This window comes from Bacteroides sp. (genome assembly GCF_030151085.1).
Classification (GTDB): Bacteria; Bacteroidota; Bacteroidia; order Bacteroidales; family Bacteroidaceae; genus Bacteroides.
The window spans coordinates 36,751-56,791 of record NZ_JASLER010000047.1 but is presented as its reverse complement, the minus strand read 5'-3'; the positions used below and the strand labels follow the sequence as shown (position 1 = coordinate 56,791).

At 42.5% G+C, this 20,041-nt stretch carries 13 protein-coding genes; 7 read left to right on the top strand and 6 right to left on the bottom strand.

Annotated features, from left to right (window positions below):
- Positions 1 to 15: 15 nt before the first annotated feature.
- Both Q1W14_RS08930 and Q1W14_RS08925 read right to left on the bottom strand, forming a co-directional pair.
- Complete coding sequence (locus tag Q1W14_RS08930) at positions 16 to 852, bottom strand: DUF5119 domain-containing protein (protein ID WP_300700890.1); 837 nt, start codon at positions 850 to 852, stop codon at positions 16 to 18.
- Between the two features lie 133 nt (positions 853 to 985).
- Positions 986 to 4,015, bottom strand: a complete 3,030-nt coding sequence (locus Q1W14_RS08925; RefSeq protein WP_300700889.1) for an ATP-binding protein — start codon at positions 4,013 to 4,015, stop codon at positions 986 to 988.
- Between the two features lie 298 nt (positions 4,016 to 4,313).
- Between Q1W14_RS08925 and nudC the strand changes: the two genes are divergently transcribed.
- Entirely contained in the window at positions 4,314 to 5,105 is a 792-nt protein-coding gene (gene nudC / locus Q1W14_RS08920) for an NAD(+) diphosphatase (protein ID WP_300700887.1), read from the top strand.
- 348 nt (positions 5,106 to 5,453) lie between these two features.
- Here the strand turns inward: nudC and Q1W14_RS08915 are convergent, their stop codons facing one another.
- The 3 genes from Q1W14_RS08915 to Q1W14_RS08905 form a co-directional block, all read right to left on the bottom strand.
- Entirely contained in the window at positions 5,454 to 7,196 is a 1,743-nt protein-coding gene (locus Q1W14_RS08915; RefSeq protein WP_300700886.1) for a phospho-sugar mutase, read from the bottom strand.
- An 81-nt stretch (positions 7,197 to 7,277) separates the two neighbouring features.
- On the bottom strand, positions 7,278 to 8,921 hold the full coding sequence (locus tag Q1W14_RS08910) for a C69 family dipeptidase (protein ID WP_300700885.1): 1,644 nt from the start codon (positions 8,919 to 8,921) through the stop codon (positions 7,278 to 7,280).
- Between the two features lie 36 nt (positions 8,922 to 8,957).
- Positions 8,958 to 10,628: a M23 family peptidase gene (locus Q1W14_RS08905; protein ID WP_300700884.1), complete on the bottom strand. Its 1,671-nt coding sequence runs from the start codon at positions 10,626 to 10,628 to the stop codon at positions 8,958 to 8,960.
- Positions 10,629 to 10,851: 223 nt separating this feature from the next.
- Here Q1W14_RS08905 and ald point away from each other — a divergent pair, with 223 nt between their 5' ends.
- From ald to gadC, 5 genes are all read left to right on the top strand, one after another.
- Positions 10,852 to 11,958 carry an alanine dehydrogenase gene (gene ald / locus Q1W14_RS08900; RefSeq protein WP_300700883.1) on the top strand — a complete coding sequence of 369 codons (1,107 nt, stop codon included), beginning with the start codon at positions 10,852 to 10,854 and terminating at the stop codon, positions 11,956 to 11,958.
- A 652-nt stretch (positions 11,959 to 12,610) separates the two neighbouring features.
- A complete protein-coding gene (locus Q1W14_RS08895) occupies positions 12,611 to 14,053 on the top strand; it encodes a glutamate decarboxylase (RefSeq protein ID WP_300700881.1) in 1,443 nt (480 codons plus the stop codon).
- An 82-nt stretch (positions 14,054 to 14,135) separates the two neighbouring features.
- Positions 14,136 to 15,101: a glutaminase A gene (gene glsA / locus Q1W14_RS08890; RefSeq protein WP_300700879.1), complete on the top strand. Its 966-nt coding sequence runs from the start codon at positions 14,136 to 14,138 to the stop codon at positions 15,099 to 15,101.
- Between the two features lie 108 nt (positions 15,102 to 15,209).
- The gene (locus Q1W14_RS08885) at positions 15,210 to 15,983 is read left to right on the top strand and encodes a potassium channel family protein (protein WP_300700877.1); all 774 of its coding nucleotides are present in this window, start codon (positions 15,210 to 15,212) and stop codon (positions 15,981 to 15,983) included.
- A 101-nt stretch (positions 15,984 to 16,084) separates the two neighbouring features.
- A complete protein-coding gene (gene gadC / locus Q1W14_RS08880) occupies positions 16,085 to 17,704 on the top strand; it encodes a putative glutamine/gamma-aminobutyrate antiporter GadC (RefSeq protein ID WP_300700874.1) in 1,620 nt (539 codons plus the stop codon).
- Positions 17,705 to 17,797: 93 nt separating this feature from the next.
- Here the strand turns inward: gadC and Q1W14_RS08875 are convergent, their stop codons facing one another.
- Positions 17,798 to 18,736: a nitronate monooxygenase gene (locus Q1W14_RS08875; protein WP_300700870.1), complete on the bottom strand. Its 939-nt coding sequence runs from the start codon at positions 18,734 to 18,736 to the stop codon at positions 17,798 to 17,800.
- A 204-nt stretch (positions 18,737 to 18,940) separates the two neighbouring features.
- On the opposite strand from Q1W14_RS08875, the gene Q1W14_RS08870 reads away from it, so the two are divergent.
- Positions 18,941 to 20,032: a Gfo/Idh/MocA family oxidoreductase gene (locus Q1W14_RS08870; protein ID WP_300700868.1), complete on the top strand. Its 1,092-nt coding sequence runs from the start codon at positions 18,941 to 18,943 to the stop codon at positions 20,030 to 20,032.
- Positions 20,033 to 20,041 lie beyond the last annotated feature (9 nt).

Genomic DNA, 20,041 nt, shown 5'->3' with positions numbered 1-20,041 from the left:
TTATAGGCATTGTAGTTAATTAATAGGAATATCCACAGCATCATCTTCCCAGTCCCCCACTCCGGTGTCGATGCCTCCTCCACCGATGGGCTCGAAAACAAGTGAATCGCGAATATCTATATATCCATTCTGGTTCAACATTTGAGTGACGTCGTAATTGAGTATCTTCGATTGTCCTCCATACTCAAAATTAACTGTAAATGTATGTTTTGTTTCAGCCAGCCCGTGACCGAAGCAACGTAGTGTTCCATAAAATCCGTCGGATAGTAGTCGGTAGATACAACTGACGGTAAAGGTTTCAGGTAGAAGCTTACCACTTGCCATCTGCACAGCCCGGGTTATTCCGTCAATACTGACTTTGATGCTATTTACATATTTCAGTCCTTCTACTCCACTGTATCGGAAATGATACGAATACACTCTGCTCACCATCGATATAGAAAACTGTTGGCTAATACCCTTTCCTTTTATCTCAGCCCCGATAAAGCTACCACAAAACAGTTCATCGGGCTGGATACCTCCATCTGTATAAGCCGCTGCCGAGCTAAACGAATCTATATTCTCAAAAAGAATCTTAGGAGAAGTATTACTGTAGACCAGTAAATTATATCCCCCTTCAGGCAAAAAAATCTTTCCTCCGGTGGGAGGAAGGAAATTACGTATGGAGTTTCCTCCTGCCTGCGGATAACAGTCGACATAAACAGTAGGTGGTGCAGTCAATGTATCCGGCCAAACAAATACCAGTTCAACATTCTCCATCTTAGCAGGTATATCACATGGAGGGTCACTAATGCAAGATGTAACTCCTGAAAGCAATAACAACCATCCTATGATTAAAGAATATCTGCCCATTTTATTCTCTTTTTCTTCGAAAAAACAAAACAGATATGAAAAAGTTCAATATAAATGAATGCCCCGTTCATTATAAATGAAAGATATCTTCATTATAAACGAACGGGGCATTTAATATCAAGAATGTATTATCTCAATCTTCAGAAGAACTAACGTGGGGTTTACAGGGTAATATTGCCCAAAACAATGATCCTTCATTATACATAGAATCGAAACCTACACTACCTCCCATCGACTCGGCTATTGCCTTACAAATAGATAACCCCAATCCTGTACCTTGGGCGAACTCATCGAGCTTCTCGAAACGTTGGAAAACCTTGTTTTTTTTCTCGTCGGCAATGCCTATTCCGGTATCTTTTACATAGAAGCGAATTCCCTTGTCCACAGCTTCATATCCCATCTCGATAAAACCCTTCGGTGTATACTTGATAGCATTGGTTACATAATTTGTCATAATCTGTGCTATGCGGTTACGATCCAAATATACGATACATTTCTCATAAGGATTCCGGTCTATCAACTCTACACCAGGCTTTGTAGCACGCTGCTTCATCGAAGTAGTCATATCATTGAAAAAGTGGGATAGATCGAACTCCTCGTATTTCAGTTCAATAGCTCCGGACTCGATCTTTGAAAGATCGAGAATATCACCAATAAGTTTCAATAACAATTCGGTATTATTACTAATAATACGCATATACTCCTCCCGATCTTCCAGTTCATCGGTATTCATCAACAGATCGGAGAAACCAACAATAGCATTGAGTGGCGTCCGTATCTCATGACTCATATTAGCAAGAAAAGCCGATTTCAACTTGTCTGACTGCTCGGCACGTGCTTTTGCATCTCGTAACTCCAACTCAATCCTCTTGTGCGAATCAATACTGACCGACATACCCAACATAAATTTATGGGGAATGTCATCAATCACCGTGGTCTCAATGATACCACGGGTTTCCCACCATTCATAATTTCCGGTACCCTCAAGGTCAATGCGATATTCCACTACCCATTCCCCACTATCTTTCTCGAGTTGCTCTACCTGGGTATCAATAAAAAGTTGTCTATCATCGGGATGAATGAATACCGCAAACGTCTCACGCGTATTGAGCATCTGTGCATTACGCCCCATACGTTCGAAACCTTCACCAAAACTGACACGGTTCTTCTCCGGATCATAAAACCAAGTATAGGCATTCATAGCCTGCATAGAGAGTGAGAGGACTTTAGCACGCCTTTGGAGATCGTTTTGCAAACTCTGATCCCAACGTACATTCAGCAACAGACGTTTATTGCCATCATAAATAACACTTTTACGAACAAGTACATCATAGCTTTGTCCGTTCAGGAGTTCGATACGTTCCACTCCGAAGTAAGGTTTCCCGGTAGAGAATACTTCTTTATCCGTTTTCTCCACACGCGCTACTTGTGCTTCATTCATTACATCGTAAATGCTTCCGCCAATACTAGTACCGAACATGCGAGTACTCTCTTCGTTACAAAAAACATAGCACGAATCATTGTCAAGATCCTTAATATGAATAGGGATGGGAATACTATTGAGGATATTATCCTGCAAAATCTTCCTACGTTGAAGTTCTGTGTTATTCTTGCGTGAACCTACAAAACGGGTTACTTTTCCACTAGCATCACGTTCATAAGGGATGCCGCTAAATGTACAATATTGCAATTCGTTACTTCCGGGAAAAGTAAGGCGTACATCAAGCGTGAAAGAGAAGTCTTCGCCCGAAATCATTCGCTGGATATATTCTGAAACGACGATCTGGTCTTCAGCATAGAAGAATCCCGTACATTCGGCAACAGTGATAGGATGAGTGTTATCATATCCGGTCAGTTGATCGTTCTCGCTAAAAAAAATTTGTTTATATACATCGAATTCCCAAAGTATAATCTCAGCATCCTTCGTAGCAATCTCTATTTTACGCTTACTTTGACGCAGTTCTTCCTCATGACAAACATCTTCAGTAACATCTTGTACAATAAAGACATAATTCTGAATCATCCCATCGGGTCCGATGACCGGTTGACCAGTGCATTCAATGTGCAAAATTGGTCGCTGCAGAGAAGAGTGGTAATATTCTTTTTCGGCCACAGCTTCGTAACGATAAATAAACCGAGACTGAACCGGAAGCCCCTTGTGCACTGCTTCCTTAACTTCGAGAGGAAGATTCGGATTATCATCGATACTCAAATTCATAGCCAGCACTTCTTGCTGATCTACCCCAAAGATACGACAATCAGCCTCCGTAAGGAAGTTCAGCTTTCCATCAGGCGAGTAGATCTCCACACCTACAGGCAGAGAGTTAAGAATGGTCATATTCTGATTATAGAGCGTCTCGTACTTTTGTTGGTACTCTGTACGTTCAGTTATATCTTGAGAGATGAGCAAATAATTCTCTATCTCACCCACACTACTACGAATAACAGTTATCGATACACTCAGCAAGCTATTTCCCACCTTGGTTGTGGGGTAATATCCAGCCTCCACTGCTTTACTGAAATCATAATCTGAGAGAAAATGTACATTTTCGCCAGCCAACAGTTTTGTACGTGCATCAGGCGGGAAATTAGGATTCTCGAAAAGATTAAGCCCCAATACATCTTTCTTATCAGCAATTCCCATAGCGTTGAGCTCCTGCGAATTGACCTCAATCAATCTGCCATTGGCATCGTATACTTCCAAACCAACCGGTAGGTATTCGAATAAAGTATGGTTAAGATTGAAGTTCTCTGTAACCGTTGTGGATGTTTTAACAACTGTTGGAGGCACGTTTACCGTTGTTGACACTTCTTGCACTCGTTGCATATCATCAGCATTAATAGCTGTGGCATATAACCGTACTTCATTCTCTCCGCACTCGATGAACATACTAATCGGAATCTCATCTTCTCCTATTGATGAGTAGTAAGTTAAAAAGACAATGCGTTTCTCTCGCACTGCACGTTCTATTCCTTCGGTGATACGTGCAAACTGTTGTCTATCTTTCTCATTATTTGAGAAAGAATCTGCTAACTCATTTCCTTTTTCAGGGCAAATCCCGAAAAACAATGTACTATCGGGGTTTTGGACCTCTTTAATCCTTAATTGTGCATCAAGGGAAATACTCATCCACAAATCTTGCAAAAATCGGCTCTCTTCCATAGTGGGACAGCTGTTACATTAAATAGTAGTCATGAATAAACAATGCATCCTTACTGCAAATACCTATACTTAAAAATAGTACATAAAAAGCATAATTATGTCATTTAACACTCCTTGAATGCAAAGATAAAGTATCCTTCCGAAAAAATGCTATATTCAAGAATTAATTCCTCTGATATGATTATACAAATAGATATACAAGGTATTAACTTTCTATTTTGAGGCAAAGGAAAGAATTCACAAGGTGGATAAACAGTTACTATCATTTATTTATACCTTTGCACGAAATTTCAAACTTATGGAAACAACAGAAATACAAACCTCAATGCAGTGGTTCGTTTTCTTCAACGACCAACTACTGCTGAAAAAAGAAGAGAACAACCAATATAGTGTGCCGTGCGGAGCACAAGCACCCCTACAGCAAGTATCAGATCTGAAGATACACGATGTAACCCTCACAAATGGAAAGAAAGTAAAAGCCTTAGCTATCAAACAACCCATTGATGAAAATGATGAATGGATCATGATTGGACTACGTGCCTCCTATGAATATTTACCCTTAGCCGACTACCAAGCCGCCGGGAAAGCTTCCCAGATTCTATATTGGGATAGTCACAGCCGTTTTTGCCCCGTATGTGGCACTCCAATGGAGCAAAAAGAGCCGATTATGAAAAAATGCTCCAATTGTGGAAATGAAATGTACCCTCCTGTTTCTACCGCCGTTATCGTACTGATACGCAAAGGAAATGAAATACTACTGGTACATGCTCGCAACTTCCGCGGCACATTCTACGGTCTGGTAGCAGGTTTCCTCGAAACCGGTGAAACACTGGAAGAGTGTGTGAAACGGGAAGTATTGGAAGAAACCGGATTACGGGTGAAGAATATCACCTATTTCGGTAATCAGCCCTGGCCCTATCCCAGCGGATTGATGATAGGCTTCATTGCCGATTACGACGGTGGAGAAATTAAACTACAAGACGAAGAACTCAGCGCCGCAGGCTTTTATTCGAAAGATAATCTGCCAGAAATACCACGCAAACTGAGTATTGCAAGAAAATTGATTGACTGGTGGCTGGAAAATAATTAATAACTAAAAATTAAAAGAGAAGAAAGGAAATAAAAACAGATTGCGGAAGACACGCACTACAAACGAACAACTACGAATGAAACGACTCTCATTCACATCAACCAATCGGCGTGCAGCCGCAATCTGCGTATATAGAACTTCTCTTCAACGTCTTTGTTCATCGGGGGTAGAGCTTTAATATATTATTATTATTTTTTAATCTTCAAAACGCTGATTTACCCTCTGCCACGCATATCATAACTATTGCGGAATAAATTTATAGCAAGCCATAACATAGCATAACAAAAAAGGTATAACCCGTGGATGGATTATACCTTTCTTTTTATATTTCAGCAACTTAGTAAGTTATCAAATACCAAGTGATTTGCGTACAGCTTCTACTTTCTGTTCAGCTTCTGCATTTGCATTGAAATAGCATTTTGAACATCCCATCATGCCTTTCACTTCAATGTAGAACTTAATTTTAGGTTCTGTACCTGAAGGACGAACTGAAATCTTTGTACCGTCTTCTGTGAAGTACTGGAGTACGTTAGAAGTTTCCGGCATATCCAGATTGCTTACATTACCTTTAGCATCAGTCGTTTTCAGTGTCTTGTAATCCTTAATCAGCGTTACGGGAGAACCGCCGATTTCTTTCGGTGGGTTAGCACGGAAGTTATCCATCATAGCTTTGATTTCATCTGCACCGCTCTTGCCGGGTTTCACTACATTAACAGTAGTTTCCTTAGAGAAACCATATTCTACGTAGATATCCATCAATACATCATACAGTGTCTTGCCCTGATCTTTCGCCCAAGCACAGATCTCAGCCAGTAAAGAACAAGCAGAAACAGCATCTTTATCGCGAACGAAATCTTCAGCCAGGAAGCCATAACTTTCTTCACCACCACCAATGTACTGCTGCTTACCTTCACTCAGGAAGATTTCACGGGCAATCCATTTGAAACCGGTATAACAGTCGCGCATTTCAATCTTATTCTTATCGGCAACAGCCTTAATCAATTCGGTAGTTACAATGGTCTTGACAATGAAATCATTCGGTTTCATCTTGCCCATGGCAATACGGTTCTTGATGATATAGTACAAGAAGATCAGGCAGGTTTGGTTACCATTGATAAGTACCCATTCGCCTTTATCGTCTTTACAAGCCATACCTACACGGTCGGCGTCAGGGTCACTAGCCATTACGATGTCAGCATTCAACTTCTTGGCAAGTGCGATAGCCATTGAAAGAGCTTCGGCATTTTCGGGATTCGGAGATACTACTGTCGGGAAGTTGCCATCCTTTATCATTTGTTCGGGCACGCAATTTATATTCTCAAATCCCCATTCTTTCAATGAATCAGGAATCAATACACGGCCTGCACCATGAAGCGGAGTATAAACGATACTAAGATCTTTTTGGCGTTTGATTACTTCGGGATCGATAGAAATAGAATGAACCATATCAAGATAAATCTTGTCTATCTCTTTACCGATAATCTGAATCAAATCGTTGTTACCCGTAAATTTAATATCGGCAACAGTCACTTTGTTTACTTCGTCAATGATAGCAGTATCGTGAGGAGCAAGTACCTGTGCACCATCATCCCAATAGGCTTTATAGCCGTTGTATTCTCTCGGGTTGTGGCTTGCAGTGATATTAATACCACTTTGACAACCGAAATGACGAATGGCGAATGAAACTTCAGGAGTAGGACGCAAATCATCAAAGAGATAAACCTTTATACCATTTGCAGAGAAAATATCTGCGGAGATTTTAGCATACAAATCACTATGGTTACGGCAGTCGTAACCTACCACTACTGAGATTTGGTCTTTACCGGCAAAACATTTGTTCAGATAGTTGGCAAGACCTTGCGTTGCGGCACCCACAGTATAAATATTCATACGGTTCGTACCTACACCCATGATACCACGCAAACCACCTGTACCAAATTCGAGGTCTCTGTAAAAACTATCTATCAATTCGGTTTTATCGGGGTTTTCCAACAGTCGTTTTACTTCTGCCTGAGTTTCGGCATCGTATGCCGGGGTAAGCCATTTTTCAGCTTTTTCAGTCACCTGTTTAATCAATTCCTGATTTTCCATAAGTCTTTTATTATTATATCGGTTAGTATAAACTTTTTGTCAAGACACAAATGTATGAGATTAAGTTCAAATATCCTAATATTATTCAGGCATTTTATACCTATCTCCTGTCTGTTTAACGTACTCTTCAAGGAATTCTTTAGGGTATCCGGGACGTATTACGCCTGCAGGCTGACCGATGGAGTTGCGTTCGAACTTACCGTCTTTCACACGCTTAACAACGCCATCGTTATACATTACGATCAGGAATTCACCCAAGCGCTTCCAAGTATCGATGGTGCTTTGGGCAGTCATATTGGTATAATTGGTCAAGAATTCTTTGGCTTTGGCAGGATCTTTCTCCAACAGTTTGGCGGCAGCGGCTTCAATACCCTCTTGTGCGTCGTTAAAGGTGGTTTCCAATTCAGTCTGAGTGGCACGTACATCGCCCATCATCAGGTCGTAGCGAGGATAAACCATATTTGCCACCCAGTTGTAAATCCAGAAGGCGGAATTCCAGGAGAAGGTGATATAATCGGCACCATCTACCCGGGTATAGCATACGGGGGCTTTGGTAGTGCAGCAATATACCGGAGTAAATACGGTCATGTTGGCATCGTCTAAACCAAACCACAGTACGCCACCAATGGCATCGGGAAGATTAGAACGCATCTGTGCTACAAAGACGAAAGCAGACTGGAAAGTAGAGATAGGGCGTTCGTTAAAATATTCCTGATCGCCTACCTTGAATGACAACGGTGAAAGACGGTAAGGAGCGTGGTAAGGACCTGCACCAAAGTCTTTGCTGATATCGAGAGGAGTTCCTTCATAATGATCGCGCATAGCATTCTTCACATCCTGCACGGATATTTTGCGGCTAGGTTTCAGGAACAAAGGCATCGGGGTATTATTTTCACCTAATATATAAGGTAAGAACTCGTTGCCTCTGTCGGTAAACATGTTGAAGTAGCTCCATACACGGGCTTCACAATAACGGCGTGCGCCAAAGTCAAGTGGTGCATACGCATTGGCAAAACTGAAATCTTTGTTCACTCCGTCAAAGTAACCTTTCTCACGAGCAAATGAAACTACATCCGAAGAGTACATGCAATTTTCCTTATCGTTCATGTTGAACTGCTGGATGCGGCTTTGGTTGGCATGGGCGGAGATACAATCATCAGGCACACGTACAGCTACCCAAACAGCGCCACGTACACCCGGACCTTTGCCAATCATTTCCATAATCCATATTTCATTCGGATCGGCAATTGTGAAAGATTCGCCACTGCTATAATATCCATATTCCTGTACGAGTTCGGTCATTACCTTAATGGCTTCGCGAGCTGTACGCGAACGTTGCAGTCCGAGGTAAATCAAGCTTCCATAGTCAATGATACCGGTAGTGTCAACTAATTCAGGGCGTCCGCCAAATGTAGTTTCACCAATCGTAAGCTGGAATTCGTTCATATTGCCAATTACGTTGTACGTCTGACGAGCTTGTTCTATTTGTCCCAGATACTTGCCGGTATCCCACTCATTAACATCGATCATAGTACCTTTCTTATGCAAGCCGGCGGGATAGTGATACAATTCACCAAATAGTCCGTAAGAGTCGGCAGAGTAAGAAACGATCGTAGAACCGTCTGTTGAGGCATTCTTTCCTACAATAAGATTGGTACAAGCCAGTGCGTTGACTACTGCCGTTACCACGAATAGGATGGAAAGAGTTAATCTTTTACTTTTCATACTTTTAATCAGATTATTATTATACATGTTTTTCAATTACCACACAAAATTAAATTGTTCCGTTGTCTGGTTGCCGCAGCCATCGGTTACAGTCATTTCTACCACATGACTCCCACCTTTCTCTACATGTTTCGGATCGAGTTCACAAATCAGATCACCACTGATAGAGTTCGGTTTACCAAACAAAGCATATTTCCCGTCGATAGTTCCCCGATAACTGCTAATGCCTGTTTCCTTATCTTTTGCTTTGAAAACGACACGCCCGTTGCGTCCCCACTGAGCCTGACCTACCGGAGTTATTACAGGTGGAATGGTATCTATGGCTACTGTATAAGTACCCAAGTCGCGAATACCAACTTTCATAAAACCATCCTCATACTTGCCACCTATGCTATATTTTCCGCCACGAGCAGTAACTCCTGCCACATAATACTTAGACATATCTTCGACCGGGCGACGACGCAATCCGATACGCAAATCACAAACTCCGTGCATAGGAACACGAGTATCGTTCAGTTGGTAAGTAAAAGCAATATCACCGCTATCGGCACGTACAGTATAATTCAGCCAGACATCATCGTAAAGCATACCCTTAGGAATTACAAGTTCCAAGCCCGGTTCCTGAAGATAGTTCACCTTGTCCCACTTAAATACATATTTCTCACGATGTTCTACCGGACGAATATTAGTTTTCTTCCCCTGTACCGTAAAGCGAACTTTAGATGTATTGCCTAATGCGTCACTCAAGGAATAAACAAACTGATAGGGACGCTCTTCATTAATATCCACCAAACCACGATTACCATTAGAGGCATGCAGAAGGCGCAAGCGATTACCCGGTTCTATGAAAGATTTCATGTATTGCCCATGTGTCCACGAATTGATAAAACGGTTTTCATCATACGAGAAACGATCTACTACACTTCGGAATACTTCTTTGCCATCTACTTCCAGAACGACATTTTTTACACCATATTTATTATGTACTCCGTCCATATAATCGTATGCGCGGATACCGGTTCCTATCAATCCCCAAGCAGTAATGGGTTTCAAAGGTCTTGCCGGAAAAGCCTGACGGACCTGTTTACCATCCACTTCACCTTTACCCGGTTGAGGGAATAACATGATACCTTCGGCACGCGGAACCGTAGTATCTTTCACTTTATCCATAAAGAAAGGCAGCGGATCTACATAATCATCGGTCTCTGTTTCAATCATATCCAAGTGTAAATGAGGACCGAAAGAATATCCAGTGTTACCACTCAAAGCAATCACCTGTCCCTTCTTCACCGGAAATTCGCCGGGTTCAGGAGTAATTTCAACTTCCCAACTCTCCTTCTCGTATTGAAGATTCTCCACCTTGCGGGCTATCTCGCCTACAAAAGCGCTAAGATGGCGGTTGATGGTTGAATAACCATTATTATAAACTACATCGAGTACATACCCCGAACCATGAGTGACGCGGATACGCGAAATGTATCCATCTGCCAAAGCATGTACCTGTTTGCCGATAGTACCGCCGGTCTTGAAGTCCAGTCCGCCATGAAAATGATTGGCACGTATCTCACCGAAATTACCGGAAAAGGTGATAGGAAAGTCAAAAGGAGGAACAAAAGACGCTTTATCATTGCCGGACACTTCTTGCGCTTGTCCACTCTGTACGCTACCAAGGAAAAACAAAAAAGAGAAGAATATAGGATATTTCATATCTTGCTTAATCAACATTATTTTACTGCTTGCAAATATAGAAAGAATACTTTTCTTAGCCTACAGAAAAGTAATTTTATCATTTAGACACATTATGTTATATAATTAACATTCAACTTGCTTTATACAGCTATTTTCTGTTATAAAACACCTACTTCCCGATGACATTGAGTTCGATAAATCGCTATCTTGCACCACGTTTAACCCCTAAACTCTTAAGTTTATGATTATCGGAGTACCTAAAGAAATCAAGAACAATGAGAACCGTGTAGGAATGACCCCTGCCGGAGTAGCCGAGTTGGTGAAAAAAGGTCATACAGTGTATGTGCAAGCAACAGCAGGCGCAAACAGCGGTTTCTCTGACGATGATTACATCGCCGTAGGTGCACTAACTTTACCGACCATTGAAGACGTCTATGCCATAGCCGACATGATTGTCAAGGTAAAGGAGCCCATCGCACCTGAGTACAAACTGATAAAAAAAGGACAAGTGGTATTTACTTATTTCCACTTTGCTGCCGATAAATTATTAACCGAAGCCATGATTGAAAGCGGTGCCGTCTGCATTGCTTACGAAACTGTAGAAGAAAAGGATCATTACCTGCCCCTACTCACCCCTATGAGTGAAGTAGCCGGACGCATGGCAACCCAAGTAGGCGCCCGTTTCCTGGAAAAGCCTCAAGGTGGAAAAGGGAAATTAATGGGTGGTGTAACAGGTGTACGCCCTGCACGTGTACTTATCCTCGGTGGTGGCATCGTAGGAACCAATGCTGCACAGATAGCTGCCGGAATGGGTGCCGAAGTTTTGATTACCGACATCAACCTGCCTCGCTTGCGTTACCTCAGCGAAGTATTACCCAAGAATGTAAAGACACTCTATTCTTCTACCCACAACATCAAGATGGAGTTACCCAATATAGATCTTGTAATAGGTTCTGTATTGATACCCGGCGATAAAGCGCCTCATCTTATCACCAAAGAGATGCTAAAGATGATGAAGCCCGGCACCGTACTCGTGGACGTTGCCATTGACCAAGGCGGTTGTTTTGAAACATCTCACCCTACTACGCATAGTGAACCGACTTATATAGTAGACGGCATTGTACATTACGCCGTTGCCAATATCCCGGGAGCCGTACCTTTCACTTCTACCATGGCACTGACAAATGCTACATTGCCATACACCGTAGCTTTGGCAAACAAAGGTTGGCAAAAAGCTTGCAAGGACGACCCGGCATTAGCGTTAGGGCTGAATGTAGTAGAAGGTAAAGTAGTATATAAAGCTGTTGCCGATGTATTCGGACTGAAATATGAGCCGATAGTACTATAATGCAACCTCGGATTCGATGGAATTTGGTAAATAGTTACCTCTTTCTCGTCAAGAGCAGATTTACGGAAGATTAACGGACGGGAGGCTAAAGCCTCTCGTTTGTGTTATCGGAACGGATGATGCGTTTACCCAAAACAGACCGTCTGTTTACTCCAAACGCATCATCCGTTTGCTCTGAACAGACCATCCGTTTTGCCACACTTCATCGTCCCGAATACCGGGGCTTTTCACCAAAACCACAGAGGTTTTGAGAGCAAATGCCAGCCATTTCACCTACTGAGATGTCACGTTTAGGGAGCTAAAGTGCAGCATTAGGAGAGCAAACATGCGGCATTTCAAACAAGAAGATGTAAAGGGAAAAAAGAAACGGAGAAGCAATGCCCCTCCGTCTATCCTAATTTAAAATTGAAGTATCTATAAATTCACTTTACAAATATACAACATCAGAAAAGCGATGTCAAGTGTTTCGGCAATTATTTTAATAGCAAACAACTACCTCCCAGCATATTGTCCTTAGTAGAATCGATAATCGCTCCCATTAACAAACGCCAAATAATGTAAATCTCCGAACTTTCTCATAAATACGCCGTTCTTGTGGAAAACTTGACGGGGAAACACCCCGCCACCTAAACCTTTAAAAACTTATAGTTATATGGAAGATTTGAATTTCAGAAAAGGAGATGCCAAAACTGAAGTATTCGGTTCAAACCGTATGTTACAACCCTCACCTGTAGAAAAAATTCCTGATGGACCCACTACACCGGAAATTGCTTACCAAATGGTGAAAGATGAGACCTTCGCTCAAACACAGCCTCGCTTGAATCTTGCTACATTCGTTACTACTTATATGGACGAATATGCTACCAAGCTGATGAACGAAGCCATCAACATCAACTATATTGATGAAACTGAGTATCCGCGCATCGCTGTGATGAACGGTAAATGTATCAATATTGTTGCCAACCTTTGGAACTCTCCCGAAAAGGACACTTGGAAAACAGGTGCACTTGCCATTGGTTCTTCAGAAGCATGTATGCTGGGTGGTGTTGCCGCTTGGTTGCGTTGGCGCAAAAAACGCCAGGCTCAAGGCAAACCGTTCGACAAACCGAACTTCGTTATCTCAACCGGTTTCCAGGTGGTATGGGAAAAATTCGCTCAATTGTGGCAAATTGAAATGCGTGAAGTGCCTTTGACTCTTGATAAGACCACGCTCGACCCCGAAGAAGCATTGAAGATGTGTGACGAAAACACCATCTGTATCGTTCCTATCCAAGGTGTTACATGGACTGGTCTGAACGATGATGTTGAAGCTTTGGATAAAGCACTCGACGCTTACAACGCTAAGACCGGTTACGATATTCCTATTCACGTAGATGCTGCCAGTGGCGGTTTCATCCTTCCGTTCCTTTATCCTGATACAAAATGGGACTTCCGCCTGAAATGGGTACTCTCTATCAGCGTCAGCGGTCACAAGTTCGGCTTGGTTTATCCGGGTCTGGGTTGGGTTTGCTGGAAAGGCAAAGAATATCTGCCCGAAGAAATGGCATTCAGCGTAAACTACCTCGGTGCTAACATTACTCAGGTAGGTTTGAACTTCTCTCGTCCTGCCGCTCAAATTCTAGGTCAATATTACCAATTCATCCGCTTAGGATTCCAGGGTTACAAAGAAGTACAGTTCAACTCACTGACCATTGCCAAATACATCCATGACGAAATCGGCAAGATGGCTCCATTCGTAAACTACTCCAAAGAAGTGGTGAACCCATTGTTCATCTGGTATTTGAAACCGGAATATGCAAAAACAGCCAAATGGACATTGTACGATTTGCAGGATAAGTTGTCTCAAAATGGCTGGATGGTACCTGCCTATACATTGCCTTCAAAACTGGAAGACTACGTAGTAATGCGTGTCGTTGTACGTCAAGGATTCAGCCGCGATATGGCAGACATGTTATTAGGTGACATCAAGAACGCTATTACCGCACTGGAGAAATTAGATTATCCGACTCCTACCCGCATTGCTCAAGACAAGAATTTGCCAGTAGAAGCTAAAATATTCAACCACGGAGGTCGCCGTTCTAATAAGAAAAAGTGATAATGCTATAATGTGATAGGGTGAAAGAGTGATATTACTTTATCACCCTAACACCCTATCACTTTAACACTTTATATACATTATGGAAAAGAAAATATCAATTTCGCAAATAAAAGAAGTTGCCCAAGCAGCTTATAATGAAGTGAAAGGGCAAACCGGAGGTAAAAATGCGGATTACATACCCTATCTTGCCAATATAGACTCCAAATTATTTGGTCTCAGCATCTGCCTGATGAATGGTCAGACAATTAATATCGGTGATACAGACTACCGCTTTGGTATAGAGTCTGTATCTAAAGTACACACTGCCATCCTCATCTTGCGTCAATACGGTGCACAGAAAGTGTTGGAAATGATTGGAGCCGATGCTACGGGTCTGCCGTTCAACTCTATCATCGCCATTTTACTGGAAAATGACCATCCCTCTACTCCGTTGGTAAATGCAGGAGCCATTTCTGCTTGTTCCATGGTGCAGCCGGTAGGCAATTCAGACAAGAAATGGGAAGCTATTGTACAAAACGTGACCGATCTTTGCGGATCTGCTCCACAGCTTATCGACGAACTGTACAAATCGGAAACAGCTACCAACTTCAATAACCGCTCTATCGCCTGGTTGCTGAAGAATTACAACCGTATCTACGATGATCCGGATTTGGCACTCGACCTGTACACCCGCCAATGCTCATTGGGTATCACTGCCCAGCAACTGGCTGTTGCTGCCGGAACCATTGCCAACAGCGGTGTAAACCCCGTCACCAAAAAATCGGTTTTTGAAGCTAGCCTAGCTCCTAAAATTACATCTATGATTTCTACCGTAGGTTTCTACGAACACTCAGGTGACTGGATGTATACTGCCGGTATTCCTGCTAAAAGTGGTGTAGGTGGTGGTGTTATGGCTGTATTGCCCGGTGTAATGGGTGTTTCGGCCTTTGCTCCTCCTTTGGACGTAGCAGGAAACTCCGTTAAAGCCCAAGCAGCAATCAAGTTCATCATGAACAAGCTTAACTTAGGTGTGTTCAACGGTGACAACGTGACGATTACAGAATAAGCTCTTTCTTAGTTATGAGTTATTAGTTATAAGTTATTTGCTGATTACGGTGCATACCGACAAATAACCCTTAACTTATAACTCATAACTTTATAATAGGACATCATTATGAAAATGGCTCTAACAGAATTCTCTTTGCGGGAGAAAGGCATTTACGGCATATTACATGTCATCATTCTGCTACTTTCGCTATTCTTAGTTATCAGTATTTCCGTTGATACGTTCAAAGGGATTCCTTTCTACGAACAATCGGTATATATGAAGGTGCAGCTGTGGATTTGCGCCCTGTTTATGGCGGATTTTGTGCTGGAATGGTTTCTGGCGGAAAACAAAGCACGTTATGTATCCACACACTTCATATTCCTACTGGTAGCTATACCTTATCAAAACATCATTGCTTATATGGGCTGGACTTTCTCACCCGAAATAACCTATATGCTGCGTTTCATTCCTTTGGTACGGGGTGGATACGCTATGGCTATCGTGGTGGGATGGCTGACGTACAATCGTGCATCCGGACTGTTCGTGTCCTATCTGACAATGTTGTTGGCTACCGTTTATTTTTCCAGTCTGGCTTTCTACGTCATGGAGCATGGCGTCAACCCTTTGGTAAAAGGGTACGGTGATGCTTTGTGGTGGGCATTCATGGATGTAACGACGGTCGGCTCCAATATCATAGCCGTCACCCCCACAGGACGGGTGCTGTCTGTGTTGTTGGCAGCACTTGGCATGATGATGTTCCCTATTTTTACAGTGTATGTAACGAGTCTGGTACAACGGCGTAACAAAGAAAAAGAAGATTTCTACAACAAGATAACCCATAGACAAGGAGAAGCGCAAGAGCAATCATCTGCCCCTACGCCTAACACCAATGTATCTTAATTGTTAAAACCTTAATTTTCATTAGATCGTCTAAAACAACTGTACCCAGATGTTGTTATAAATGCTGTTTTTGAATAAATTTTCACCTAAAACCTTAACTTATGGCAAATATTAAACAAACAGTGAAGCTAGGAGTATTTACCCTGGCAATCATGAATGTGACGGCGGTAGTATCTCTCCGTGGACTACCAGCCGAGGCCGTGTACGGAATGAGTTCGGCCTTCTACTACTTATTTGCAGCCATCGTTTTCCTTATTCCGACATCTCTTGTCGCCGCGGAATTGGCTGCTATGTTCCAGGACAAGCAAGGCGGTGTATTCCGCTGGGTGGGTGAAGCCTATGGAAAGAAACTAGGTTTCCTTGCCATCTGGGTACAATGGATTGAAAGTACAATCTGGTATCCTACCGTACTGACTTTCGGTGCTGTTTCTATCGCTTTCATCGGCATGAACGACGCACACGACATGTCTCTGGCAAATAACAAGTATTACACACTGGCCGTGGTGCTCATCATCTACTGGCTGGCAACGTTCATCTCTATGAAGGGTATGGGCTGGGTAGGTAAAGTAGCCAAAGTCGGCGGTATGGTAGGTACTATCATCCCTGCTGCATTGTTGATTATCCTCGGTATCGTTTATCTGGCTTCCGGTGGACATTCCAACATGGACTTCGATAGCAGTTTCTTCCCTGACTTAACGAACTTTGACAATGTGGTACTTGCAGCTAGTATCTTCCTCTTTTATGCCGGTATGGAAATGGGTGGTATCCATGTAAAAGATATGGATAATCCATCTAAGAACTATCCGAAGGCAGTGTTCATCGGTGCCGCCATCACAGTAATCATCTTCGTGCTTGGTACGTTTGCTTTGGGTGTAATTATCCCTGCCAAGGATATCAGCTTGACACAAAGCTTGCTGGTTGGTTTCGATAACTACTTCAAGTATATCCACGCTTCCTGGTTGTCACCCATTATAGCCATAGCATTGGCATTCGGTGTATTGGCAGGTGTATTGACGTGGGTTGCCGGTCCTTCCAAAGGTATCTTTGCCGTAGGTAAAGCAGGCTATATGCCTCCGTTCTTCCAGAAAACCAATAAACTGGGTGTTCAGAAGAATATTCTTTATGTACAAGGTATCGCAGTAACCGTATTGAGCCTTTTATTCGTAGTTATGCCTTCTGTACAGAGTTTCTATCAGATTCTGTCACAGCTGACTGTTATTCTTTACCTTATTATGTATATGCTGATGTTCTCCGGAGCTATCGCATTGCGTTACAAGATGAAGAAACTGAACCGTCCGTTCCGTATTGGTAAGGGTGGTAATGGTTTGATGTGGATTGTCGGTGGACTTGGCTTCCTAGGTTCTTTGTTAGCATTCGTGCTGAGTTTCATCCCGCCTAGCCAGATTTCAGTAGGTAGCAACACAGTATGGTTCTCCGTACTTATCATCGGTGCCCTCATCGTTGTGATTGCTCCGTTTATTATCTACGCTTCCAAAAAGCCGTCTTGGGTTGACCCGAACAGTAGCTTCGAACCGTTCCATTGGGAAGTACAACCTGCTGCACAAGTAGCCGGTAAGGCATCTGCCGCAACCGTTAACGCTACTGCATCCGCAAGTACATCTGCATCTGCAAGTACAAGCGCATCAGCAGCTCCCGGTAGCAGTGCATCCGCACCAAATGGAGGTGCCGCTAAAGGAACAGATACTCCACAAAAAGAGTAAAGAGCATAATCTCTAAATATAAAAAAGGAATATTTCCGTCGTATACGGAGATATTCCTTTTTTATTATATGATTTATTGAAGTGGCCTTTTAGCTATCGGAGTGCCTCCCATGCCCGGGTATATTCTTCTATCAATTCTTGCATCACAGCTGCGACTGATTGTATTCCTTTCCCATATAGTAAAGAAGAGACTTGACCTATTTCTAATTCACCTTCCTCAAGATCACCTTCGAAAATACCACGTTTGGCACGTCCACGACCTAAAAGAATACGCAGTTCTTCATCGGTTGCTCCTACTGCTTCAGCAGCCTCTACAGCATCACGGAAATTATTGCGCACTAACCGAACCGGAGCCAACCTTTTGAGCAATAACTTCGTATCTCCTTCTTCCAAATGCAAGCAATAATCTTTAAATACTTCACTGGCAGAACTCTCAGCAGTCAAAGCAAAGCGAGTGCCTATTTGTGCTCCCTCTGCACCCAACACACGGGTAGCAAGCATTGCCTCACCTGTAGCGATTCCCCCGGCAGCGATCAGAGGTAACGTAGTTGCCGCACGTACAGCAGGTATCAGGCACAAAGTAGTAGTTTCTTCCCTCCCATTATGTCCGCCAGCTTCAAAGCCTTCGGCAACTACAGCATCAACACCTGCCTCCTCTGCTTTCGCAGCAAAACGGGAAGATGAAACAACATGTACCACAGTGACACCACGGTCATGAAGCCAACCGGTCCATTTTTTAGGACTACCGGCGGAAGTGAATACAATCTTCACACCTTCATCCACCACTATCTGCATTATTTCATCAATCTGCGGATACATCAAAGGAATATTTACACCAAAAGGATTACCTGTAGCTTCACGGCATTTACGAATATGTTCCCGCAAAGTTTCGGGATGCATAGAACCTGCACCCAACAGTCCAAGTCCACCGGCATTACTAACAGCAGATGCAAGCTTCCAACCACTACACCAAACCATGCCGGCTTGGATAATCGGATATTTTATTCCGAAAAGAGAAGTGACTCTGTTCATCGTTATTTTTTTTAAAGTTTATCTCAAGAAGAACAAGGAAAAGCGAAATAAAGTTCAAATTTATAATAAATATCTAATAAAGTGTTTACTGATTTAAGTTTTTAGTAAAAGAGTATAAACCTTTCTTGCAGATTTAGCATAAAATTTATATCTTGCCACCGATTTACGCGAACACCAAACATTCATGACAAATTTATAAACACTATGAAAATAAAAGTGGGTCTGATTGGCTTTGGCAGAATGGGGCAATTTTATTTAGAAGAAATGCAAAAGAGCGGCCGATGGGATATCGCATATATTTGTGATATCAATCCTGATTCCCGTGAATTGGCAAGACGTCTATCCCCTGAATCTAAAGTCATAGAAAACGAGCAAGATATTTTTAACGACGAAGCTGTTCAGGTAGTCGGACTTTTTACATTGGCAAACTCTCGGAAGGAGCAGATAAGAAAAGCTGTTCAAAGTGGAAAACACATCATATCCGAAAAACCGGTTGCCGATTCAATTGATAGAGAGTGGGATGTAGTTGACATCACGGAAAACTCCAATTGTATATCGACTGTCAATTTATACCTACGCAACTCTTGGTATCATCGAGTTATCAAAGAATTTATAGATCAAGGCGAAATAGGCGAACTAGCCATCCTACGAATTTGTCACATGACACCGGGACTCGCTCCGGGTGAAGGTCATGAATACGAAGGTCCTGCTTTTCATGATTGTGGTATGCATTATGTTGATATTGCCCGATGGTATGCCGGATGTGAATATAAGACTTGGCATGCACAAGGCATCAATATGTGGAATTACAAAGATCCTTGGTGGTTGCAATGTCACGGAACTTTCCAGAATGGCGTCGTTTTCGATATCACACAGGGATTTGTTTACGGACAATTATCCAAGGATCAGACGCATAATTCTTATGTGGACATTATAGGAACCAAAGGCATTGCCCGAATGACACACGATTTTCAAACTGCTACTGTCGAACTCCACGGCGTACACCACACTCATCATATAGAAAAACCGTTCGGAGGCAAAAATATCGATACCTTATGCGATTTGTTCGCCGATTCTATAGAAACCGGAATAAGAAGCCCCAAACTACCCTTGATACGTGATTCGGCCATTGCATCCGAATATGCATGGGAGTTTTTGCGCGATGCTCATGCACACGATTTACCAGCCATAGGTGATCAGGCAATACTTGAGCAAATATGGCACCGAAGAAGAAATATGAAAAATGGATATGGATTATTACAAAATAATAATCCTAAGTCAATTATTAACACTTAAAAATAATAT